General features: G+C 60.9%; 21 protein-coding genes and 1 tRNA gene. 10 read left to right on the top strand and 12 right to left on the bottom strand.

What is annotated here, in order from left to right; translation table 11 throughout:
- Positions 1-14: 14 nt before the first annotated feature.
- The 6 genes from JL474_RS05345 to JL474_RS05370 form a co-directional block, all read right to left on the bottom strand.
- A complete protein-coding gene (locus JL474_RS05345; RefSeq protein WP_203141184.1) occupies positions 15-992 on the bottom strand; it encodes a tRNA dihydrouridine synthase in 978 nt (325 codons plus the stop codon).
- A gap of 502 nt (positions 993-1,494) precedes the next feature.
- Positions 1,495-1,713, bottom strand: a complete 219-nt coding sequence (locus JL474_RS05350; protein WP_203141185.1) for a DUF2835 domain-containing protein — start codon at positions 1,711-1,713, stop codon at positions 1,495-1,497.
- Positions 1,713-3,617, bottom strand: a complete 1,905-nt coding sequence (gene htpG / locus JL474_RS05355) for a molecular chaperone HtpG (protein ID WP_123634864.1) — start codon at positions 3,615-3,617, stop codon at positions 1,713-1,715. Before htpG ends, JL474_RS05350 begins: the two co-directional genes overlap by 1 nt.
- A 196-nt stretch (positions 3,618-3,813) precedes the next feature.
- Positions 3,814-4,248, bottom strand: coding sequence for a PaaI family thioesterase (locus JL474_RS05360; protein ID WP_203141186.1), 435 nt, complete (start codon positions 4,246-4,248; stop codon positions 3,814-3,816).
- A complete protein-coding gene (locus tag JL474_RS05365) occupies positions 4,245-4,718 on the bottom strand; it encodes a PaaI family thioesterase (RefSeq protein WP_123634862.1) in 474 nt (157 codons plus the stop codon). The genes JL474_RS05360 and JL474_RS05365 overlap by 4 nt, the downstream gene beginning before the upstream one ends.
- A gap of 45 nt (positions 4,719-4,763) precedes the next feature.
- Positions 4,764-5,489, bottom strand: a complete 726-nt coding sequence (locus JL474_RS05370) for a DUF599 domain-containing protein (protein WP_203141187.1) — start codon at positions 5,487-5,489, stop codon at positions 4,764-4,766.
- A 209-nt stretch (positions 5,490-5,698) separates the two neighbouring features.
- Here JL474_RS05370 and JL474_RS05375 point away from each other — a divergent pair, with 209 nt between their 5' ends.
- The 4 genes from JL474_RS05375 (at position 5,699) to JL474_RS05390 (ending at position 9,912) form a co-directional block, all read left to right on the top strand.
- Entirely contained in the window at positions 5,699-6,946 is a 1,248-nt protein-coding gene (locus JL474_RS05375) for a M48 family metallopeptidase (RefSeq protein WP_203141318.1), read from the top strand.
- A 169-nt stretch (positions 6,947-7,115) separates the two neighbouring features.
- Entirely contained in the window at positions 7,116-7,664 is a 549-nt protein-coding gene (locus JL474_RS05380; RefSeq protein WP_123634860.1) for a hypothetical protein, read from the top strand.
- Positions 7,661-8,848 carry an iron-containing alcohol dehydrogenase gene (locus JL474_RS05385; protein WP_203141188.1) on the top strand — a complete coding sequence of 396 codons (1,188 nt, stop codon included), beginning with the start codon at positions 7,661-7,663 and terminating at the stop codon, positions 8,846-8,848. The genes JL474_RS05380 and JL474_RS05385 overlap by 4 nt, the downstream gene beginning before the upstream one ends.
- 329 nt (positions 8,849-9,177) lie before the next feature.
- Positions 9,178-9,912, top strand: coding sequence for a substrate-binding periplasmic protein (locus tag JL474_RS05390; protein ID WP_236011987.1), 735 nt, complete (start codon positions 9,178-9,180; stop codon positions 9,910-9,912).
- 10 nt (positions 9,913-9,922) lie between these two features.
- On the opposite strand, the gene JL474_RS05395 is transcribed toward JL474_RS05390, so the two are convergent.
- Both JL474_RS05395 and JL474_RS05400 read right to left on the bottom strand, forming a co-directional pair.
- Positions 9,923-12,406, bottom strand: a complete 2,484-nt coding sequence (locus tag JL474_RS05395; protein WP_203141190.1) for an ABC transporter permease — start codon at positions 12,404-12,406, stop codon at positions 9,923-9,925.
- Positions 12,406-13,116: an ABC transporter ATP-binding protein gene (locus JL474_RS05400; RefSeq protein WP_328797778.1), complete on the bottom strand. Its 711-nt coding sequence runs from the start codon at positions 13,114-13,116 to the stop codon at positions 12,406-12,408. The genes JL474_RS05395 and JL474_RS05400 overlap by 1 nt, the downstream gene beginning before the upstream one ends.
- Positions 13,117-13,245: 129 nt before the next feature.
- Between JL474_RS05400 and JL474_RS05405 the strand changes: the two genes are divergently transcribed.
- On the top strand, positions 13,246-13,872 hold the full coding sequence (locus JL474_RS05405) for an arylesterase (RefSeq protein WP_236011988.1): 627 nt from the start codon (positions 13,246-13,248) through the stop codon (positions 13,870-13,872).
- Here the strand turns inward: JL474_RS05405 and JL474_RS05410 are convergent.
- Positions 13,861-14,874 carry a YheT family hydrolase gene (locus JL474_RS05410; protein ID WP_203141193.1) on the bottom strand — a complete coding sequence of 338 codons (1,014 nt, stop codon included), beginning with the start codon at positions 14,872-14,874 and terminating at the stop codon, positions 13,861-13,863. The genes JL474_RS05405 and JL474_RS05410 overlap by 12 nt on opposite strands.
- A 90-nt stretch (positions 14,875-14,964) precedes the next feature.
- Between JL474_RS05410 and JL474_RS05415 the strand changes: the two genes are divergently transcribed.
- Positions 14,965-15,040, top strand: a tRNA-Asn gene (locus JL474_RS05415).
- A 136-nt stretch (positions 15,041-15,176) separates the two neighbouring features.
- On the opposite strand, the gene JL474_RS05420 is transcribed toward JL474_RS05415, so the two are convergent.
- Positions 15,177-16,472: a M18 family aminopeptidase gene (locus JL474_RS05420; protein WP_203141194.1), complete on the bottom strand. Its 1,296-nt coding sequence runs from the start codon at positions 16,470-16,472 to the stop codon at positions 15,177-15,179.
- A gap of 146 nt (positions 16,473-16,618) precedes the next feature.
- Between JL474_RS05420 and JL474_RS05425 the strand changes: the two genes are divergently transcribed.
- Together JL474_RS05425 and JL474_RS05430 are read left to right on the top strand one after the other, a co-directional pair.
- On the top strand, positions 16,619-17,122 hold the full coding sequence (locus JL474_RS05425) for a hypothetical protein (RefSeq protein WP_203141195.1): 504 nt from the start codon (positions 16,619-16,621) through the stop codon (positions 17,120-17,122).
- 124 nt (positions 17,123-17,246) lie between these two features.
- On the top strand, positions 17,247-17,870 hold the full coding sequence (locus JL474_RS05430) for an outer membrane beta-barrel protein (RefSeq protein ID WP_203141196.1): 624 nt from the start codon (positions 17,247-17,249) through the stop codon (positions 17,868-17,870).
- Between the two features lie 14 nt (positions 17,871-17,884).
- On the opposite strand, the gene rlmKL is transcribed toward JL474_RS05430, so the two are convergent.
- Positions 17,885-20,059: a bifunctional 23S rRNA (guanine(2069)-N(7))-methyltransferase RlmK/23S rRNA (guanine(2445)-N(2))-methyltransferase RlmL gene (gene rlmKL / locus JL474_RS05435; RefSeq protein ID WP_203141197.1), complete on the bottom strand. Its 2,175-nt coding sequence runs from the start codon at positions 20,057-20,059 to the stop codon at positions 17,885-17,887.
- Between the two features lie 442 nt (positions 20,060-20,501).
- Between rlmKL and rmf the strand changes: the two genes are divergently transcribed.
- Positions 20,502-20,711, top strand: a complete 210-nt coding sequence (rmf, locus tag JL474_RS05440) for a ribosome modulation factor (protein WP_123634850.1) — start codon at positions 20,502-20,504, stop codon at positions 20,709-20,711.
- A gap of 257 nt (positions 20,712-20,968) precedes the next feature.
- Here rmf and JL474_RS05445 read toward each other — a convergent pair whose 3' ends face one another.
- Positions 20,969-21,991: a quinone-dependent dihydroorotate dehydrogenase gene (locus tag JL474_RS05445; RefSeq protein ID WP_203141198.1), complete on the bottom strand. Its 1,023-nt coding sequence runs from the start codon at positions 21,989-21,991 to the stop codon at positions 20,969-20,971.
- A gap of 436 nt (positions 21,992-22,427) precedes the next feature.
- Here JL474_RS05445 and JL474_RS05450 point away from each other — a divergent pair, with 436 nt between their 5' ends.
- Complete coding sequence (locus JL474_RS05450) at positions 22,428-23,576, top strand: cation diffusion facilitator family transporter (RefSeq protein WP_203141199.1); 1,149 nt, start codon at positions 22,428-22,430, stop codon at positions 23,574-23,576.
- Positions 23,577-23,579: the final 3 nt, after the last annotated feature.

Here is a 23,579-nt window from a genome sequence, read left to right on the forward strand (position 1 = left end):
CTTTCAATGGAACCTCAGGCGCTCACCCGCCATTCCGATCCCGCCTCAGCACTGTCCTTCAACAACCGGCAAACCTCTTCAGGCTCACTGACTCGCTTGACCTTGTGCCAACAGGCCTCGGCTTCGACGTACTGACGGCGCGTGTAGTTCAGCCACTGCTTGATGCGGCCGGTCACATAACGGCCTTCCAGGAAGGTATGCAAGGTGCGTGAATAGTCGACCAGGAGTTCGACGACACCCGCCCAGGGCAAATCCTCACAGGGTTCACCGACCTGACTGGCCTTGATCTGACGGGCCAGATCGGGACGCGCCACCAGGCCACGGCCAATCATCACGTCGTCGCAGCCGGACACCTCGCGGCAACGCCAGTAATCCTCGACGGACCAGACATCCCCATTGGCTATGATCGGCGTACGGACCCGTTCGCGAACCCGTGCGATCTCCTCCCAGTAGGCCGGCGGCCGATAGCCGTCCACCTTGCTGCGGGCGTGGATGCAGATCTCACTGGCGCCAGCGGCTTCCAGAGCCTGTCCGCAGGCTACGCCCATGGAACGGTCGTCATAGCCGAGCCGCATCTTGGCGGTGACCGGAATCGCTGCAGGGACGGCTTCCCGAACCGCCGCCACCAGGTCGTGCATCAGCTCCGGCTCGCGCATCAACACTGACCCACCACGGTGCTTATTGACCGTCTTGGCGGGGCAGCCAAAGTTCAGATCCACCTGGGGCGCCCCCAATTCCGCGGCTTTCGCCGCATGAATCGCCACCTGTCGCACATCGGAGCCCAACAACTGCACCGCAACCGGCACGCCAGCCTGCGTTTTGGCGCCCTGCTTCAGCTCCGGCGCAAAGCGGTAATAGACCCGCTCCGGCAGCGTCCCACGCGTCACCCGGATAAACTCGGTGACACAACGATCGATGCCGCCAACCGACGTCAGCAGTTCACGAATGTAACAATCAACCAGCCCTTCCATCGGGGCGAGAAACAGGCGCATCAGGAAATCCAAAGAGTCTTTGGGCGCCATTGTAGAGAGTTGCGGTGCGAAAGAAAGGTATTGGTGGACCGGATAAGAACAACCCGCAATTCGGACGACGTCAGCAGCGGCCAGCTCATCGTTCTTTAGTGGGTCGCGAAAACTCGTGATGACCCGGAATCGAATGAACCGCCTTGCCGAAGGAGGAACAAGGGCGTCCCGGTCGTATTAGCCGGCCATGGACGGCCGTCCAATACAGCGTAGGTAAGGCGGTTCATTCGATTCCCTGCCAGGAGCTCCCAGTCCTGGATTTGAACATCGACCCAGCCAGGCCTCTACTGGGAAAGCGCATAGTTCACGTAGTAATCCATCCATTCAAGAAACGCCCGACTCCGCTTCGACAATGCCATGCCTCTCTCCTTTTGCGTGTGTCACAGCAAAAATCTAGGCCTGCGAAGAGAAAAGTCACAATCAATTATGACTAGGCATTTAAAAGCGAATAGCTATGGAAAGAAGGGAAAGACTAAAGGCGAGCAATATCCTTGAAGCGCCCTTCACTATCGAAATTGATCCGGAAGGTCCCGTGAACACCGTCACGGAGGGCAAAGCGGGAAAGAATGCGGGCCGGGAAACGGACGCTGCGTCCGTCCCGGGCCACTGTGCGGACATCATGGGCCACGCCCTGATAGAGCTTTATCCACTCTTCAGGGCCGATGGCCAGGTCCACCACAATCGACTGCATCAGGCGTTGCTCATTTCCAACAACAGTCGGTTGAGCCGGCTGACATAGGAGCCGGGATCCTTGATCTGCTCGCCACTGGCCAGCGTGGCCTGATCGAACAGAACCGCAGCCAGATCGCCGAAGCGCTCATCCGAGCCCTCCTGCTCCAGGCGCGCCACCAGCGGATGGTCCACGTTGATCTCGAAGATCGGCTTGCTGTCCGGCACTTTCTGGCCGGCCGCTTCCATAATCTTCTTCATCTGTGCGCCCATGTCGTAGTCGCCCACAACGAGACACGCCGGCGAGTCGGTCAGACGGTTGGTGACGCGGACTTCCTGGACACGATCATCCAGCGCCGTCTTGATGCGCTCCAACAGCCCTTTATGGGCTTCGGTCGCCTCCTCCTGATGCTTCTTGTCTTCCTCGGTCTCTTCCTCACCCAGGTCCAGCTCGCCGCGAGCCACGTCCTGCAGCTGCTTGCCGTCGAATTCGGTGAGATAGCCCATCATCCATTCGTCGATGCGATCGGAGAGGATCAGCACCTCGATGCCCTTCTTGCGGAAGACTTCCAGGTGCGGGCTGCTCTTGGCGGCGGTGAAGCTGTCAGCCGTGATGTAGTAGATCTTCTTCTGACCGTCCTTCATCCGCTCGATGTAATCGGCCAGGGAGACGTTCTCGGTCGGCTCACCGGAATGGGTGGACGCGAAACGCAGCAGGCCCGCCACTTTCTCACGGTTGCTGAAGTCCTCGGCCGGACCTTCCTTCAGGACCGTACCAAATTCGTCCCAGAAACCCTGGTAGTTTTCCGGCTCTTTCTTCGCCAGCTTGCCGAGCATATCCAGAACACGCTTGGTCAGGGCCGACTTGATGTTCTCCACGGTGCTGTCGTTCTGCAGGATCTCGCGGGAGACGTTCAGGGAAAGGTCGTTGGAGTCCACCACGCCCTTTACGAAACGCAGATACAGCGGCAGGAACTGCTCGGCGTGATCCATGATGAAAACACGCTGGACATACAGCTTGATGCCGCGCGGCGCGTCCCGGTTGTACAGGTCAAACGGCGCGCGCTTGGGGATGTACAGCAGACTGGTGTAATCCAGCTTGCCCTCGACCTTGTTGTGGGACCAGGTCAGCGGGTCCTCGAAGTCGTGGGCGATGTGCTTGTAGAAGCCCTTGTATTCCTCGTCAGAGATCTCGGTCCGGGGCAGCGTCCAGAGCGCGGTCGCCTCGTTGACGGTCTCGTCCTTCGGCTCGGCATCCTTGTCGTCTTCTTCGCTGCTCTCCGCCTTCATGACGACCGGGAACGAAATGTGATCGGAATATTTCTTGATCAGGTTGCGCAGGCGGTAGCCATCGGCAAACTCGCTGGCTTCCGGCTTCAGATGCAGCACGATCTGGGTGCCGCGTGCGGGGCGGTCGACGCTTTCGATGGTGAATTCGCCATCGCCGGTGGATTCCCAGTGAACGCCCTCTTCCGCCGACTGGCCGGCACGACGGGTAAAGACCTCGACCCGATCGGCCACGATAAAGGCGGAGTAGAAACCCACGCCAAACTGACCGATCAGTTTGCTGTCCTTCTTTTCATCACCGGTGAGCTGGCTCAGAAACTCAGCGGTACCGGACCGGGCAATGGTCCCCAGGTTTTCGATCACGTCGTCACGGCTCATGCCGATGCCGTTATCGGTCAGCGTGACGGTATTCGCGTCCTTGTCGTAGTCCAGACGAATCTTCAGATCGGGATCGTCCTCAAACAGACTGTCGTCCTTCAGGGCCGCGAAGCGCAGCTTGTCTTCAGCGTCCGAGGCGTTGGACACAAGTTCCCGCAGGAAGATTTCCTTGTTGGAATACAGCGAATGGATCATCAGGTGGAGCAGCTGCTTCACCTCGGTCTGGAAGCCCAGAGTTTCTTTCTGCGTTTCGACCGTCATGGGGAATGGTTCTCCTTGCTTGGTACCAGTCTTGTTGCTGTATTAGCCGATATTCCGACTAACCACTTTTGATCTGGCAAAGAAGATTGGGGCGCTTGCTTCCATTTCAAGCGTTTTGGGCAAGGAGGAATGCTGAGCGGGAACGTTCCGGGCGGTCAGCTTGCCTGATCGCCCGGCAGAAAATGACCGACAGGCGTCAGTCTTCCATCAGGAAATGGGCCCGGGCCGTGGCGATCGGCTGGCTGCGGGACTTCTGCCAGGCGGTGATCATCACGTTGGCCACGCGGTTGCCCTGGCGCGTCAAACGGCACTCGGCGTAGGTTTCGCGATCAAGACCGGCGCGCAGATAGTCCAGCGAGAAATCGACGATGCGCGGCATGCGCAGGGATTCCTGGGACATCATCAGATAGATGGCGGCGGACAGCTCCATGAATCCACCAATCACCCCGCCATGGATGGCCGGCAGGATGGGGTTACCCAGGTTGTCCTGTTTGCGCGGCAGCCGGAAGATCAGGTCGTCGCCAAAGCGATCGCACTGCAAACCGATGGTGCCGGCATAGGGAATGTCCGCCAGCAGTCGCGAAAAATCTCCGGTGTCCTGGGTGTAGCGCAGGGTCTCGGCGCTGGTCATACCGCACCTCCGGTGATCAATTCGCGATAGGCTTTCGGCGTGGCTTCCCGGCCGATTCGCATGAACGTGGCCACACAATTGGCGATGGTCTGGCCATGGCTTTCCTGATAGGCCTCACAACGGGTGAAAATGATGTTGCGGGTGACGCGGTAGGTCTCGGCTCGCGCCAAAACCGCCTCGTCCGGCTCGGCCGGACGCATGTAATCGACCCGAAGGTCCAGCGTCGGACAGAGCTCGAAGTCGTCCAGGGCACAGATGATGACGGAACCGGAGGTGGTGTCCATCAGCGTGGTGATGGCGCCACCGTGGATAATCCGCGACTCGGGATTGCCAATGATTTTCTCGCTGTAGGGCAGGCGCAGCACCAGGTGGTTCTCGCGCGCCTCCGCCACATCAATCCCCAGCGCCTTGACCTGCTCCAGGGTATGGATAAACCGGTTGACCCGGTCAAATCGGATTGAATCGTTCATGCCAGTTACTACCTCAGTGGCAACGATGGCGCTTGCAGGACCGCCCTACTGATCGTCGCCTTTCTTGGATACGGGGTCGTCGAACACTTTGCCCGACCGCAACGTGTCCAGCGCATCGGAGCGGAATTCCCGACGGTACAGGATAACCACCACCAACGTGGACGCGATGATGAAACACGCTGGGTGTACAAACCAGGTCACCACGGCGAGCGCATAATAATAGGAACGTAGCCCAAGGTTAAATGCATCGCCCGCCAGACTACAGACCCGTGCCGAGCTTTGGGCAAAGGCCTCGCGGGAGGCCGGGGATACCTGTTTGTCGTCACTCAACGGTGCGCCGCCCACCAGCACCGCCGCGAAATTGTACATCCGCATGGACCAGGTGAACTTGAAAAAGGCGTAGACGAATACCAGCATCAGCATGAACAGCCGGATTTCCCAGACCGACCGGTTACCGCTGCTGGCAAACGGCAGCGTGCTGAACACCTCCATCACTTCCTGGGTGTAGCCCAACGCCGTCAACAAACCCGCCAGGATCAGCAGGCAACTGGACGCGAAAAAGGCCCCGTTGCGCTCCAGGTTCCCGACCACCGAAGCGTCGGCAATCCGGTTGCTGCGCTTGAGCATGGCGCGCATCCAGTCTTCCCGGTAGAGGTCCAACGTGTTGGACAGACACGGACGGTCGTGGGCCTTGCGCCGGGAATACTCGCTGTATCCCAGCCAGCAGATCAAAAACCAGGCCAGGGCCATCAGGTCCAGTAGAGGTATCATCGGGGACGTCCGTCAGCAGCATGAAACAGGCGCGCCGTCGGCGTCACCCTTCTCTCCAAGCATAACCAATGGCCCCGAATACCTCTATTATACAAGGCGCTAACGTCCATCACGCGATCCGGTCAAGGTATGCTATAACCTGATGCAATCCTCAATGGTTCATGGAGTGATGTGTGAAACATTTGCGACTATCCCTTCTACCCCTGCTGATGGGCCTGCTCCTCTCGCTGAACGGCTGTGCCGTCAATCCAGTCACCGGTGAGCGACAGTTGTCGCTGATTTCCGAAAGCCAGGAAATCTCGATGGGCAAAGAGCAATACAAGCCCACGGTGCAACTGCAGGGTGGCCTGTACCAGGCCGATCCGGAGCTGACCGACTACGTTCAGAGTGTCGGCCAGAAACTGGCGGCCGTCAGCGACCGGCCGGATCTGCCCTACGAATTCGTGATCCTCAACAGCAGCGTGCCCAACGCCTGGGCCCTCCCCTCCGGCAAGATCGCGATCAACCGCGGCCTGCTCACCAAGCTGGAAGACGAAGCGCAGCTGGCCTCCGTCCTGGGGCACGAGATTACTCACGCCGCCGCTCGCCACAGCGTTCAGCGCATGCAACAGGGCATGATCCTCAACGCCGGCATCGCCGGTCTCGGGATCGCCCTTTCGGACAACGACTACGCCTCGCTGATCATGGGCGGGGCGGCGCTGGGAAGTCAGCTGACAATGGCCCAATACAGCCAGGGCAATGAACTCGAAGCCGATCACTATGGTGTCGAGTACATGGTCAAGGCGGGCTACGACCCTCAGGCCGCTGTCGAACTGCAACAGATTTTCGTGAAGCTGGCCGAAGGCAACAGTAGCAGCTGGGTCGATGGCCTGTTTGCTTCACACCCGCCTTCCCAGGAACGGGTCCGCGCCAACCAGGCCCTGGTGGACAAACTCGGCAATCCCGGGGGCTATCGGGGCGAGCAGGTTTATGACAAAAAACTGGCCTACCTGCGCAGCAAGCAGCCCGCCTACGACGCCCAGGATGAGGCCCTGAAGATGGCCAACGAGGGCAATATGGACGCCGCCCTCGAGAAGGTGAACAAAGCCATCAAGATCGAACCGAAGGAACCGGCGTTCTATGCCCTGCGCGGCCAGATCCTGAAGGAACAGGGCAAAAAAGACGCCGCTCAAAAGGACTTCGATAAAGCCGTGTCCCTGTATCCAGAGATGTTCAGCTACCGCCTGTATCGGGGTCTGGGCTACCTCGACGCCGACAAAGTCAGCGCGGCCCGCACCGACCTGGAAGCGGCCAACAAGGTCGTGCCCACCGCAATCGCCTACCTGCGTCTCGGCGACATCGCCGTGAAACAGAATCGCAAGGAGGAAGCGGCCCAGTACTACGCCGCTGTTGCCCAGACCGACAGCGATCTGGCCAAAGAAGCCCAACAGAAGCTCGCCGCGCTCCAGCAATCGTAGAACCTGCCGTTGTATCGCAAAGGCCCGTATTGACGGGCCTTTTTTGTATCCCCCAACGTCACTCCGTTTTTTCTGGCCCAATCCGACAGACCGTTCAACGCGTCACCAGTTGACTTAATAGAGTAAAAGCTCTAAAAATCAGTAAACACGATAAGAAAGGCGGGTAACCATGTTAGCCAAACCTCTCAGACCCATGGCGCTGCAGGCCCGGCGGCTCTATGTTGAATTGATGTTCCAGGTGATGGGCCGGGCCCTGCAGGGCATCAGCGAAGTGGACCAGGCGGCCCGGGATGAAGCCAGGGAACTCCCGGAGGGCTTTCTGTTCGAGATGATGGTCCGCCCCAACGGGCCGTCCCTGGTGGTGGAGCATCTGGGCGGGGGCCGCTTCCACTACCATGGCGACAATCCGCCTCGACCGGTCGACCTGTCGATCCAGTTCAAGCACATCGCCCATGCCTTCCTGGTGGTGTCATTCCAGGAAAAAACCTCCGAGGCCTTCGCTCACGACCGCATGCTGGTCGACGGCGATATCAGCTACGCGCTGCGCATGACCCGCATCCTCAACCGGCTGGAAGTCTTTATCCTGCCCAAGCTGGTGGCCAGCCGTGCGGTGAAGGAGTACCCGGCCAATCTCAAACTGCCGCAGAAGGTCCTCAGCGCAGCGCGCATCTACCTGAAGGTCGCCACCCAATTCTTTGACACAGCGAGAGCATCATGAGTCAGCGTTACTACGAGTTTTTCTGCCCCGTCAAAGTCATTGCCGGCAAGGCGGCGCTGGAACACATCCCCTACGAGCTGTCAGGCCTGGGCGTCGGTCGGCCGCTGCTGATTACGGACAAGGGCGTGCGTGCAGCCGGATTGCTGGAGCCGGTACTGGAAGCCTGTGAAGAAGGCGGTCAGGAAATCGTGACCATTTACGACGACGTGCCGCCCGATTCGTCCACTCACGTGGTCAAGGACATTGCCGGCATCTATCGCAGCGAGCAATGCGATTCGATTATTGCGGTCGGTGGCGGCTCGGCCATCGATACCGCCAAAGCCGTAAACATTCTGGTGTCCGAGGGCGGTGACGATCTTTCCGCCTACGCCGGCGCGGGCGTTCTCACCAGTCCGCTGAAACCCTTCTTCGTCGTGCCGACAACCGCCGGTACCGGGTCGGAAGTCACCTCCGTCGCCGTGATTGCGGATACGGAGAAGTCGGTGAAGCTGCCCTTCACTTCATCGTTCCTGCTGCCGGACGCGGCCATCATCGACCCGCGCATGACGCTGACCCTGCCGCCGCACATCACCGCGGCCACCGGGATGGACGCCCTCACCCATGCCACGGAAGCCTTCACCTGCATGGCGAAGAATCCGCTCAGCGACGCCTACGCCACGGCCGCCGTGAAAAAAATCAGCACGCATCTGCTGAAGGTCATGGACAATCCGAAAAACACCGACAGTCGACTGGAGCTCGCCGAAGCCTCCACCATGGCCGGCATTGCCTTCTCCAATTCCATGGTGGGGTTGGTCCACGCACTGGGGCACGCCACCGGCGCGATCTGCCATCTGCCTCACGGCCTGTGCATGAGCCTGTACCTGCCCTACGTGCTGGAATACAACCTGGAGACCATCCGCGAGCCGCTGGGCGAACTGCTGCTGTATATGGCCGGGCCGGACGTCTATGCCACCACGCCGGCCAACCGCCGCGCCGAGGAATGCATTTCCGCCATCCGTAAGCTGCGCGATGCGCTCTACCAGCACTGCAAACTGCCCCGGACCCTGCAGGAGACCGGCAAGGTCGAGCAGGACCAGCTGGAGCGGATTGCACGGCTGGCCCTCGACGACGGTTCGATCATGTTCAACCCCCGCGAAGTCACACTGGACGACGCCATGGCCGTCCTCAAGCGCGCCTGGGGGTAAACCCCGAAGCCAGGCTGAATCTGACGGCGACGTCAGATTCAGCCTATTGATTCAGCCAGTCTTTTTACAAAACTCAACGGGACGACGACGAGTCGCTTTGGCAGAATAGCAAGTGGTGCACGGAAGCAAATGAGGATGCTGCAACAGCGACTGCGCTCAACCATACGGCGTTGAATTTTGCCGTGTCTGGCCATCGCTCGCGACGCGTTTGCAACACCCTCAAACAGCACTGTCCTATGAAAACCCGCTCAGCCGGCGCGATGGAAGCAGTCGGGTGTCGAAGCGGGTGTTTTGCTTTTGAGCCCGCCAACATGTTTTGTAGACTACCCATGCTTTTCGCTGCCGCCCTGCTGTTGCTGCCGTGCCTCCCGGCGCAGGCCGACACACTGCAGACCCTGCGGCTGAACGTCTCCCCCAACGGCTACCCGCCCTACACCATCGTCGGCGATCACAACGTTTCGGGGATTGTCTGGGACGTGGCTACGGCCATTGGCCAGCGCCTTGGTTTTCAGGTGGAAGCCTACAAGATTCCCCGCAAGCGGGTGGACGGCATGTTGCTCGACGGCTATTTCGACGCCACGGCCCGGGCTCCCGAATGGACGGAACACCCCGAGCAATTCGTCTTCACTCAGCCTATCGTCCGGGTGCAGGAAGTGTTCTTTACCGCTGGCGACAAGCGATTCGTCTATGATCGCCCCGGGGACCTGGAGGGCCAGGTGGTTCTGACCCACCTGGGTTACAAGTACCCCTACCTGAAGGATCTGTTCGAATCCGGCCGAGCGCAGCGATTCGATGTGCCGCGGGATCGCGACATGTTCAGCTACCTGCTTCAGGGAGACGGTCGTTTTGACGTGGCTATTTCCGACCGGTTGGTCGGGCACTGGCTGATCCGCAAGAACGGCTGGCGCGGCCAGTTCAGCGCCAGTGATGGCAGTCTCAGCGATTTTGGACTCAGCCTTATGGTCCGCCCGGACATGGCTGACTTCGCCGCTCGCTTCGACAAGGCATTGGCCGACATGAAAGCCAACGGCGAACTCGACGCCATCCTGGCCAACTACCAGTAGCGTCGGGCCGTCATTCCAGACGGCGCAACAACAGCATCGGAGAGACACGCAGGACCGGATTCAACTGCCAGCGGCCAAACACCGCGAGCACGGCAGCGCTGACCAAAGGCAGCAGCAACACCACCCGCCAGTGCCAGTGAAACGTGCCTTCAAACATCCGGTATTGCAGCGCCCAGACAGCGACCTCGCCAGCCAGCACACCGAGTATGCCGGCGAACAGCCCCAGCAGGGCAAACTCCAGCATCGTGCTGTTCACCAGCAGCCGCTGTCGGCCGCCCAGCGTGCGCAACAGGGCCCCCTCCCGCTGGCGATCCTGCAGCGTGGCACTGACCACAGCCGCCATCACCACAATGGCCGCAGCCAGGATCATCGCCAGTATCGCTTCAATGGCCTGGGTAACCTGCTGGACGATCTCACGGATGCGATCGATGATGTGATCGACTTCCAACACCGAAATGGTCGGGAAGCGCCGGGTGAAATCGTTGAGAAGGCTCTTGCGGGACGGCTCCAGGTAAAAGCTCGTGATCCAGGTGGCTGGCAACCCGTCCAGCCCACCGCCGGGCGGAAAGACCATATAGAAATTGGGTTTCATGCTGTCCCACTGCACGGTGCGGATACTGGTCACCGGTTCCTCGACCGTCTCCGACCCGATGGTGAACGTCAGCCGATCCCCCAGCGTTACGCCCAGGCGCTGGGCAAGCTCGGACTCAATGGACAGCCCTTCGGTCTGACCCGGTTTGAACCAACGGCCTTCAACAAGACGGTTGTCTTCGGGCAGATCCTGCATCCAGGTCAGGTTCAGCTCCCGGTTCAGGGCTCGCACCTCGCGGTCCTTGCTGACGGCTTCCCGTACCGGTTCGCCGTTGATTTCGGTCAGTCGGCCACGGACCATCGGATACAGGTCATCGGTCGACAGGTCATGCTCACCCAGGAAACCGCGGACGTCGTCGACCGCTTCGGGACCAATGTTGATCAGGAAATGATTGGGCGCGTCCGCGGGCAACTGGGCCTGCCAGTCGTCCAGCAACGATGAGCGAACCAGGATCAGCGTCGACGCCAGCATCAGCGTCATGGCAAAGACGGCAATCTGTGACAGGCTGGCCTTGCGATGCCGATAGAGCCCGACCAGGGCCAGGCGCCAGGCGTTGCCGCCGCCCACCACTCGCCGCAACCCGAGGACCAGCACCCAGCCGGCCAACGCCAGGATGCCCAACAACGCCGCCAGACCGCCTAGCAGCGCCAGCACCATCCAGAGCTCGCCAGCATAGAGCCAGATCAGCCCTAACACCGCCAACAACGCGATAGCCGCGTCCAGCAGCACGCCGCGCCCCGCCTCCCCGGGCTGCGACCGCAGGACCCGCATCGCCGGCACCTGACGCAACCTGCGAATCGGCGGGTAAGCGAAGGCAAACAACGCCACCAGCGCCGTAACCAGGGCGGGCCACAGCGACAGAACGTCCACGCTATAATCCATCTCGCGATCCAGCATCTCGGCCGTCAACGACGCCAGCCCCCAAAACACCGGCAAGGCCACCAGAATGCCCAGCAGCGTTCCGACGACACCCCACAACAGCAGCCGGACCATATACAGCCCGCTGATACGCCGCCCGGGCACGCCCAGTGTTTTTAGCAGCGCGACCGTGTCTCGCTGCCCCATCGCGTACTGGCGACTGGCGACCGCCACAGCCACCGAGGCCAGCAGGACCGCGAGACTGCCGCCCAACAGCAGGAACCGCCTCGCCTTGGTCAGGGAGTCCGACAGGGCCTGACCGTCCTGGATGCTCTTCCATTCATGGCTGGGCCCGAGTTGTGGCTTGAGCCACGTATGGAAGCGTTCAAGCGCGTCCTCGGGGCCGGCAAACAGGTTGACGTACTCGACGCGGCTGCCGGGCTGGATCACGCCGGTGGCGGGGACGTCATCGGCATGCATCATGATGCGGGGCGCCAGCGCCGACATGCTGAAACCGGCATCCGGCTCACGGATCAACAGGCCCGTGACCTTGAGGTCGAGATTGCCCACTTCGATGGTGCTGCCGATCTTCAAATCCAGCAAACGAAGCAAACGCGGGTTCACCCAGACGGCCCCCGGGTCGGGACCATGGGACAGTGCCTGGCGGGGCGCGTCGGTGTCCGCCTGATACTCCACCTGGCCGCGCAACGGATAGCGATTGCTGACCGCCTTCACCGACACCAGCTGAAAATTGCCGGCGCCGAATACCATGGTGGAAAACTCCACCATGCGCGCGGTCGACAGGCCCTGACGCTCGGCTTCGTCACGCCAGCCCTGCGGTATCGGTTGACCGTTTTCACTCTCCAGTTGCCGGTCGCCCGCCAGGAAGGCGCTGGCCGAGGTGACCAGGGTCCGTTCCAGATGACTGGCATACAGGGCAATGGTCGCCACGGTTGCCACCGCCACGATCAGCGCTGCGACCAGTACGCGCACATCCCGTTCCCGCCAGTCCCGGCCGCTCCGGGCCAATTGTGCGGCCGCCATCAAACCGCCACTCCCCGGGCCGGCGCCACACCGTCTTCGGATACCTCGCCGGCCTCGATCGACAGCTGACGCGCACAGCGCGCGGCCAGGTGTTCATCGTGGGTAACCATTACCAGGGTGGTGCCCTGCTCCCGGTTCAGCGTCATCAACAGGTCGGACACCGCCTGGCCGGTGTTGTTATCGAGATTGCCGGTGGGCTCGTCGGCGAACAGGATTTTAGGATGCGCGGCGAACGCCCGGGCAATCGCGACCCGCTGCTGCTCGCCGCCGGAAAGCTGTCGGGGCGTGTGTTGCAGGCGCTCACCCAGGCCCACGCGCCGGAGCAGTTCGGAGGCCTGGCCGGCGGCATCGGTCTGACCGGCCAGCTCCAGTGGCAGCATGACGTTTTCCAGGGCCGTCAGCGCCGGCAACAGCTGGAACGACTGGAACACAAAGCCAACCCGCCGGGCCCGCAGGCTGGCCCGCTCGTCCTCACTCATCTGACTGATGGGCTGGCCGTCAAGCTCGATACGCCCCTGGGTCGGGGTATCCAGGCCGGCCAACAGACCCAGCAGCGTGGTTTTGCCCGAACCGGAGCGCCCCACGATCGCCACGGACTCTCCGGCACCGATGGACAGGTTGACGTCGTGCAGAATACGCAGCGTTTCCGAGCCCAGGGCCACTTCGTGGGTGAGGTCCGTTACTTTCAGAATGTCGCTTCCAGTTGCCACAATGTTCCCCCGACGGTAAAAACGTATCCTGTGCCGGGCCGATCTCCCTCTGTCGGAGCTTGCAGCCAGACGCCCTTGAAGGCCGATGTTATTGCACGCCATCTTTTACTGACAATGGATACGAAGTTTATGTTCCTGAGATCAATCGCTTTCTGCCTTTGCCTGATGGCGCCCGGACTGGCTGCCGCGCAATCCACCCTGCTGATCCTGGGGGACAGTCTCAGCGCCGGTTACGGCGTGGCCACAGAGAAGGCCTGGGTCTCGCTGCTGCGCCAGAAACTCGACGACGAAGGCTATGAGAACTGGCAGGTCGCCAACGCCAGCATCAGTGGCGAAACCACCGATGGCGGCTTGCGCCGATTACCGGAACTTCTGGACAAACAGGCCCCGGCGATCGTCATCATCGAGCTCGGCGGCAACGACGGCCTGCGCGGCTTTCCGCCCCAGGTAACGCGCCAGAATATCGCCAGAATGACCTCCCTGTCGCAACAGGCCGGTGCCCGGGTTCTGCTCATCGGCATGCAGATGCCGCCCAACTATGGCCCCCGCTACACCAAGGTGTTTGCATCGATCTATCCGGACATTGCCGAGAAGCAGGACACGGCGCTGGTGCCGTTCTTCCTGGATGGCGTTTACGATCGCGACGGTTTTATGCAGGCCGACGGCATTCATCCAACCGCCGAGGGTCAGCCTCAGCTGCTGGCCAATGTCTGGCCCCATCTGAAGCCTCTGCTGGATGCCGCCTCAGCTCAGTAGACCGCGCAGGAAATTCAGCGCCCGGCGTTCGGACCAGTAATAGCCGTCCCGGGCGATCTCGACAAAACCGACGTGACCGCCCCAGCGGGGCGCCTCCAGGGTGACCCAGGCACCCAGTTGGCGTCGCTTCTCCGGATAGCAGGCCGTGGACAGGAAAGGATCGTCCGCGGCATTCACAATCAGCGAAGGCACCCGGATCTCTGGCAGCCGAGGCAGGCACGACGCCTGCGCCCAGTAATCGTTGGCATCGCGAAAACCATGCAGCGGTGCCGTGTAGCGGTCGTCGAACTGCTGGAAGTTGCGAATCTCGTCGAAGCCGTCCAGGTCGATCAGATCCGGGAAGTGACTGGCTTTTTCCGCCATCTTCACCTGCAGGTCCCTCAGGAAACGCTGCATGTAGATCCGGCGACTGGGTAGCGCCAGCATCCGGGCACTCCCCGCCAGATCACAGGGCACCGAATAGGTCACCGCCCCCCGAATCCGGCTGTCGATACGCTCGCCCTGCTCGGCCAGGTACAGCAGCGTCAGGTTGCCGCCCATGGAAAAGCCGGACAAGGCGACGTGCTGGTAGTCAGCCCGGTCGGCCAGCGCATGGCGGACCACGGTGTGCAGATCCTGCGTGGCACCGCTGTGGTAGAACCGCGGCAATCGGTTCATGTGCCCGCCGCAGGAACGGAAATTCCAGGCCAGGACATCCCAGCCATCCGCCAGCAGGCCGCGCGCCAGGCCCAGAATATACGGGCGACGGCTGTGACCTTCCAGGCCATGGGAGAGAACGGCCAGCCGCGGACTGCCCTGGCGATACCAGTCCAGGTGCAGTTCGTCACCGTCGGGGGTGTCGATGCGTTGTGATAGCGGCTCCGCCACATCAATCCGGCGGAACAGGGTCGGCCAGACCGACTGGACGTGGCCATTGCGCAACCACAGCGGCGGCCGGTAGCTGCGGATGTTGGACGCCAGTCCGGCCGGCAAGGGATAGGAGCGGGATTGATAACCTGACATGCGTTGTGTCTGCAGACCTCTTTTTCTGCCGGCAAGGGTTGACCCCTCACCGGAACTTCCTTAATATGCGCGCCTGCTGATCACAGCTGTTCCCCGATAGCTCAGTTGGTAGAGCAACGGACTGTTAATCCGTTTGTCGCTGGTTCGAGCCCAGCTCGGGGAGCCATCGAATTTTAAAGGCCGCTCAATTGAGCGGCCTTTTTCGTTTCAGGCGCCCAGTTTGCCGGCGCCCCTTTCGAGAGTCGTACTCTCTCCAGGGAGCCAGCGTCCTTCCTCGATCACTACGCCGAATCAAAGCGCTTTCAATCAATGTGCTCCAACTCGATGTAACGGCGCAAGACCTGATACAGCACAAAACCGTCCCGGGCACCGGCCATCTCACGAATCGAGTGCATCGCGAACTGCGGCACGCCGATATCCAGGGTCCGCACCCCCAGGTTCCCCGCCGTCAATGGGCCGATCGTGCTGCCACAGCCCATATCCGTACGCACCACAAACGCCTGGCACGGCAGATCCAGTGATTCACTGATATGGCGATACAGCGATGCGGTCCGACTGTTGGTCGCGTAGCGCTGGTTGTTGTTGATCTTGATCACGGGGCCGGCGTTGAGCAACGGGCCGTGGTTGCCGTCGTGTCGATCGGCGTAGTTCGGATGCACGCCGTGAGCGTTGTCCGCCGAGATCATCATCGACCGGGCGATCACGCGCGGTTTGTCCGCGGCACCGACCCAACGCTCCAGGACGGACGACAGGAACGGCCCCTGTGCGCCTTCGGCCGACATGCTGCCGACCTCCTCGTGATCGTTGCAGACCAACAACGCCGGCTGGCCGGGATCGGCATCCAGCAACGACTGCAGGCCGATGAAGCAGCTCAGCAGGTTATCCAGTCGGGCGGAGGCAATGAAATCCTCGTTCAGGCCGAGCGTGGCCGGCGGCTGGGTGTCGTACAGACTCAGCTCGTAGTCCAGCACCTTGGCAACGTCCGCTTCGGGATATTCGGTGCGGATCTGGCCGGCCAGCAGTTCACGGAAGGGCACCGCCTCTTTCTCGTCCGCCTGCATCAGGATCGGCGGCACATCCGTCTGCGGATTCACGGTGCGGCTGTTGTTGGCCTCCCGGTCCAGATGGATCGCCAGGCTCGGGATGGTCACCACCGGCTTGGCGAAATCGATCAACGCATCCCGCAGTCGATCCTGGCTGTCGACATAGCTCACGCGACCGGCGATCGACAGGTCCCGGTCGAACCAGGGGTTGAGCAACGCACCGCCGTAGACCTCGACGCCCAGTTGGTAATAGCCCTTCTTGTGGATCTCGGGGTTCGGCTTGACCCGCAGGCACGGACTGTCAGTGTGAGCGCCGATCATGCGGATGCCGTGGGAAACCGGATCGCTCTGGCCGGTCTGGAACGCGATGATCGTGGAATCGTTGCGCGTCACGTAATACCGCTGCCCCGGTGCCAGTGACCAGGCCGCCTGCTCATCGAGACGTTCAAATCCGGCCGCTTCGAGACGGCGGGCCATCTGCCGAACGGCGTGATAAGGCGTGGGAGACTGCTTGAGGAATTCAAAAAGCTGAGAATTGAAAACGGCGTTATCCATGCTGATCCAAAATATCCGTTGCCAGAGAAACCGCACCAGTATCGCATGATCGGCCAGCCTGTCGAAATTGCGCGTTGTACACACCCTCTCCCCGCTAAAGGTAAGCTGGTATCCTTACGACACCACACACCGGACCAAGAGTTATCATGCGCCTGCCACAGTTCCTCGATATCGAGTTTGTCGACGCTCAAGACGCCTGTTTCCCTACCGCGATCGCCTGGTCATTGGCAGATGGCGCCATGAAAACCGTCGTCATCGAGCCGGACGACGCCTGGCTGCCGGACGATCCCGATGGTCTGGACGTGGACCTCACCTACCTGCAGGAGCAGGGCGTGCCGCTGCTGGAACTGGCCCGGGAGCTGAACGAAGATCTGGCCGACCAGACCGTTTTCGTCGACGGCCTGGATCCGGATGAAGCCCTGATGGATCTGCTGTTCGATACGCTGCGCATGCCGGTGCCGTTTGAGCTCGCCACGGTTGATCACCTGATCAAGCACCGGCCCTACGAAGAGCTGGAAGACTGGCGCCGGGAACTCCTGTTCACCCACGGCCTGGATCCACAGTTGCCGGAAAGCAGCGTCTTTGCGCTGTTGATGCTGGCACGGGACGGCGGACTGATTCCGGAAGGCACGGATACCGGCGATTTGTGACCTGAGTCGACGCAAGCTTGCGTCTCATAACGCAGAATCCCCGGAGGTAGCCGGGCGCTTCACCCGCCCCACCGAGAATAAGAACCGCCCCGCTGCGGTCAGACCTCCAGGCCAGGATTCCCTTATGACGACGCAGTCCACCCGACGTTCCCTGCTCGCCCTGACACTCGCCAGCGGGCTGGTCAGCCTGCCCGCCCACGCCCAGGAACCGCCCAAGAGCCGGGCCGGTCTCGATTATGTCGGGGTCCAGGGCATGGCCCTGCAGTACCGAAAGGTCGGCGGCCTGCCCGAAGGCCGCGGTTGGCTCTCAGCGGGCACGCTGGTGCTGGGTTCCAACATTTCCGATCTGTTTCACGTTGAAGTGCGTGCTGGTGCAGGCCTCAATGACGCGGAGATTGAGAGAACTCTGAAGGTCAATATGGATTGGTTCGCCAGTTGGTATATGGGCATGCACTACAGCATGACTGACTTCTCAAACGTCTACGCACAGGTGGGCTTCTCTCACATTACTGGCAACGCCGAAATAAAAGAGGTGTCAACCGCCGAGGAGGAGGATATCCCGCCTTCCTACTCGAATCTGGATAAAGATTTTCCGAGCAGCTCCTTCGCCTTCAGCTGGTTGGCCGGCATCGACCTGAAAGTGGTCGACAACACCTACCTGGTCCTCGAAGGCGGCCGCCTGTTCGAGGACACCGACAGCTCCGCCAGTGGCTACCAGTTCAACGGCGGCGTGCGCTACGAATTCTGAGCGCACGCCCGTTCTCAGGCCTTCGCCCGGATTTCCCAGCACTGGTGAATCCGGGGATTGCGGGCGAAGTCCTTGTCGATGGTCTGACGGGTCACGTCCCGAACCTCAAACTCCTCGCTGATCGACGCATCCAGCCGGAAGCGGCGGAAATTATTGGAAAACACCAACACCCCACCCGGTGCCAGTCGCGCCATTGCCTGACGAATGAGCTGGGGATGATCCCGCTGCACGTCCAGCACACCTTCCATACGCGCTGAATTCGAAAAGGTCGGCGGGTCCATGAAAATCAGGTCGAAGTCGCGCTCGCCCTGGCCCGGCTTGCCCTCCAGCCACTGCAGACAGTCCTGGTGCACCAACCGGTGATGCTGGTCGTCCAGATGGTTCAGCCGCAGGTTCTCCCGTGCCCAGTGCAGGTAGGTTTTCGACATGTCGACGCTGACGGTTTCACGGGCGCCGCCCACGCCGGCATGAACCGTCGCGGCACCGGTATAACAGAACAGGTTCAGGAAGCGCTTGTCTTTCGCCTTGGACTGGATCCACTGCCGTATGGGGCGGTGATCCAGGAACAGTCCGGTATCGAGATAATCCCGCAGGTTCACCCGCAACGCGCAGCCGCCCTCATGGACCGTGAAGTACTGGCCGCTGGCCGACTGCTTTTCGTATTGGGCCTTACCCGCCTGGCGTTGACGCTGCTTGCAGACCAGGTGATCGGCATCGATACCCAACACTTCCGGAATCACTGCCAAAGCCTCCCCCAAACGCTCGCGCGCGGCCCGGGCGTCCACCGATTTGGGCGGGGCGTATTCCTGTACATGCACCTGCTCGCCGTAGCAATCGATGGCCAGGGCGTACTCGGGCATGTCCGCATCGTACAGGCGATAGCACTCGATGTTGTTCTTGCGGGCCCACTGGCCGAGCTGCTTCAGGTTCTTACGCAAGCGGTTGGACAGCATCTCCGCGCGTTCGGGATTGGCAATGCGGGGTACGACCCGGTCCGGTTCCCCGGGATGCCGCACGCGGGCCTCGTTTTCCGGCGCCACGGTGAACAGCAGCAGTTGAGCCGGTAATTGCCCGTTGAACAGCTTGTACTGGCGATGGCTGCGCAGGCCCAGGGCGTGGCACAGTTCCGGTGCGCCGGTGAAGACACCCAATTCCCAGCCCTGGGCCTGGCTGCGGACGACCTCACCCAGGGTTTCGTAAAGTGGGCCGAGCGCCTTACGCTCACTCAGACGTTCGCCATAGGGCGGATTGGTAAGGATCAGGCCGGTGTCGGCTGTGGACGGGTTCTGGAAGTCCGCCAGCGTCCGCTTTTCCACATGGATCCGGTCTTCCAGGCCTGCTCGCTGAATGTTGTGCCAGGCGGTTGCGATTACCCGGGCATTCTCGTCATACCCGCGGAAACGGCTGCGATGGGTCCGGCGCCCGATCTGTGCCCGCTCCTGCGCCTCCGTCTGCAGTTTTTCCCAGAGCCGCGCATCATGGCCGGGCCAACGGCTGAAACCGTATTCGGTCCGCGCCAGGCCCGGAGCGATGTCACACGCCATCATTGCGCCTTCAATCAGCAGCGTACCGGACCCGCACATGGGGTCGACCAGGTCGCCGCCGGACTTGGCCAGCTCAGGCCAGCCGGCGCGCAGCAGCAATGCCGCAGCGAGGTTTTCGCGCAACGGAGCAATGCCTTTTTCGGTGCGATAACCACGCTTGTGGAGGCTGTCGCCACTCAGATCCAGACCGACCTGCGCCTCGCCGCGATGCAACCGGACCGAGACGGTGATGTCCGGATCGCTGGTGTCCACGGCAGGCCGCACCCCTGAAGGCTTGCGTAGCCGGTCGACAATGGCGTCCTTGACCCGCTGGACCCCGTACTGGGTGTTACGGATGGCCTCGTTCTGACCGATGAACACCACCCGGAAACGCCCGGAGATCTGCAGGTGCTCTTCCCAGGGCATGGCATGGATCGCCTCGTAGAGCGCATCGCCGGAACGACCGTCCACGGTGGCCAGATGCAGGATGACCCGGTTCGCGAGGCGCGACCAGAGGCAGGCCCGATAGCCGTCTTCCAGGGCTCCCCGCCCCCAGACGCCGGCCGGCGCATGGCGGGTGACCGTCATGCCAAAGCCTGCCATCTCATCGGCAAGCAGGTATTCCAAGCCTTTGGGGCAGCTCAGGAAAAAATCGTGTAGGGACACTTCGGGCTCCAATCGTTATTCGTCGTCATCAACCGTGACAGGGTAGCTGCCTGGGTAGATATTGACCGGGGGCATCCTGTGGTCCGGATATCGGCCACAGAATAGGCAGTCACAAGACCGCAGTCTGCTTAGAAGAAAATGCGCTAAACCGCTGATTGTTGCGCAAACCTCTACTAAGCGTACGGATTTTTATGTCACACAAACATAAAGCAACGGTCATCTAGATGAAATTAATAGTGTACATCCTTAAGGGTTTCGTCTTACCTTGTCTTTGACGCGTCTTTTCAAGTGCTGGCGTTTGTTGACGTCGGCAACAGGATCCTGGTGCCTGCGGCCCAGGTGGATCCCTCCGGGCGGAGTCTCGCGATATCTGCTTTCAAGGCTGACTGGCATGCTCTGGTGCGCACCCCATGATCTGTAAACCCATGAGGTGAGGAACAGCATGAAAAGACAGAAACGAGATATGAGTGCTCGCGCATTCAAACGGGGTTATCTGGCCGGCATTTCCGGTAAATCCAAGGATAGCTGCCCTCTTGAACAGGTGGAAACCCGGCAGGAGTGGCTGAATGGTTGGCGAGAGGGACGGATGGACAACTGGGAAGGCCTCACGGGGGTCTCAGGCATCCATCGATTACCAAACATCACAGCCTGAAGCAGATAAGCCCACTGTCTTTTAAAATCAGTGACTCGGCTTTCAACGACTAACTCAACCAGGATTTTTTTGCACACCAAGCGTTAGCAAACGAAAAACAGACTGGAAAACCGATTAACCCAAAGGGTCCACTCGACCCTTACCAGCAAAAAAAGCAACGCCACGGGGTTTATCCCCCGCACGGGCCCGCTCAGCGGGCCCACTTTATTTTTAAGCCACTCGTTCCTTTCGGCCCGCCTCGCCCTGCTCCTGTTCCGTTAACGCTCCAGCGCCGCTATCGCCTTCACCGCCTCCGCAATCAGGGCCGGCCCTTCGTAGATAAAGCCGGTATAGACCTGTACCAGACGCGCACCCGCACGGATCTTTTCAGCAGCACTTTCGCCATCGGTGATCCCACCCACGCCAATAATCGGCAGGCGGTCGCCCAGTTCGCTGTACAGCCCTTCGATCACGCGGACAGACGGCCCGCGCACCGGTGCACCACTGAGCCCACCCTGCTCGTCTGCAAAGCGGTGGCCTTTGACCGCATCCCGTTCGACGGTGGTGTTGGTGGCAATGACACCATCGATACCCGTCGCCAACAGCGCATCCGCTACGAACCGGATGGCCTGGTCATCCATGTCCGGTGCGATCTTGACGGCAATGGGAACATAACGCCCCTGACGTTCGGTCTGAAGGCGCTGCTCTTCCTTGATGGCCACAAGCAGTTGCTTGAGGGAATCACCAAACTGAAGATCCCGCAGACCCGGCGTATTCGGTGACGATACGTTGACCGTGATGTAGCTGGCCAGCTCATAGACCGCCGCAATCCCCTTGCGGTAGTCCGACTCGGCCTCGTCAGACGGTGTCACCTTGTTCTTGCCGACATTGATGCCAAGCACGCCGTTGAATCGGGCATTGCGCACGTTGGCCAGCAACACATCCAGCCCTTCGTTGTTGAAACCCATCCGGTTGATGAGGGCTTCGTGTTCCGGCAACCGGAACATGCGAGGCTTGGGATTGCCCGGCTGCGCCAGCGGTGTCACAGTCCCGACTTCGATAAAGCCAAAGCCGAGGCTCGCCAGCGCGTCGATGTGCTCGGCGTTCTTGTCCAGGCCCGCCGCGAGCCCCACCGGGTTGGGAAACGTCAGGCCCATGACCTCGACGGGAGTGGCCGGCACATTCGGTGTCAACGGCTTCAACAGACCCAGGCGCTCACCCAGGTCCAGGGCACGTAACGCCACATGATGAGCCTGCTCCGGCGGCAGTTGGAACAGCAGGTTTCGGATCAGGCCATACATTGTCGTCACTCCATCCATACAATGGTGCGGGAGTATACCGGATACGGCCGAAATTCAGCCACTTCCGACACCCGTATTCGCGCACTGATTGCGTCCGGGATGCCCCGTACGGGTTTTCCACAGAGTGTCTGGCCATGCATACATGACCGCTAAATGACTGTATGGTTAAGCTCTTGTGACCTTTTCCACGGAATCTGTGGATAACTCTGTTGAAAATCCGCGCGCAGATTTTCGGAAGCCTTGGGAGATGGGCCCATCTACAGATTGATCATTTTTTGACCAACTATTTTATTCATATTTTTCAATAGCTTAAAGATGCATCAAGCCGGTGCACGGGCCTCTGAAACAATTTCAGAAATTGTTCACCGATTCGCCGGTTTGTGCATAAGACAATCAGGCTGACAGCAAAAATCGGCCCAAAGGAACGTGTTGGGGAATGACAGACATCAAGTTGAAGCAGGAGCAGCAGGCGGCCACGCGGGTCACCGTGATAGGAATGATTCTTGACGCCATTCTGGGCGCCGCCAAATGCGTCATCGGCGTACTGTTCCACTCCCAGGCTCTGGTGATCGATGGCATCCATTCCTTCTCCGACGTGGCGTCCGATCTTCTTGTTCTCGGGTTGATGCGGACGGCCCGGCAAGCGCCCGACTCGGACCACCCGTATGGCCATCAGCGCTTCGAAACCCTTGGCACCATGATTCTGGGCACGTTTCTGGTCGGCCTGGCCGGCGCCCTGGCCTGGGACAGTCTGCAGCGGATGCTGTGGGAGCCGGCCGACATCGCCCTGCCCGGCTGGCCCGTGCTGGTGGCAGCAGCCCTGTCGATCGTCGGCAAAGAGTGGATCTACCGGTATACCCGACGCGTGGGCGAAGCGATTCGCTCGGACCTGATCATCGCCAACGCCTGGCACAGCCGGACCGATGCGTTTTCATCCATTGTGGTCCTGGTAGGCGCTGCCGGTGCCATGACCGGAGTGGCCTGGCTGGATGCCCTGGCAGCGATCGGCGTTTCAGTCATCATCGGTCACGTCGGCTGGCATCTCACCTGGAACAGCGTGAAGGAACTGGTCGACACCGCACTGGACAACAGTCAGACCCGGGAAATTCATAACATTGCCCGGGCCACCGAAGGCGTGCGTAACGTGCATGACTTACGCAGCCGGCGCATGGGCGGCGATGTCCTGGTCGACCTGCACCTGCTGGTCAGCCCGGTCATCAGTGTGTCGGAGGGGCATGAAATCGGCGTCAAGGTGACCCAACGGATCCGCGATGCCCACCCGGACATCACGGACGTCGTCTTCCACATTGATGCGGAGAACGATGCGGGCGCTGAGCCCACGGAATCCGGCTTGCCCACGCGCAGCGAGGTCATCCGTGCCCTGGAAGGGGTCTGGCAGGACAAGCTCGAGCCGGAGACCCTGCGCAGCCTGCGGCTGCACTACCTCGGCGATCACGTGTCGGTGGAGGTCTACGTCCACAATCCCGACAGCCTGACCGCCCCGGTATCCATCGAACAACTCCGCGAGGCGGCGTCCCGTCTGGACTGGCTGGGCAACATCCGGATCTGGCAGCCGATGCGTTAAACG

It is taken from the genome of Marinobacter mangrovi (genome assembly GCF_016798325.1).
GTDB classification, from domain to species: Bacteria; Pseudomonadota; Gammaproteobacteria; order Pseudomonadales; family Oleiphilaceae; genus Marinobacter_A; species Marinobacter_A mangrovi.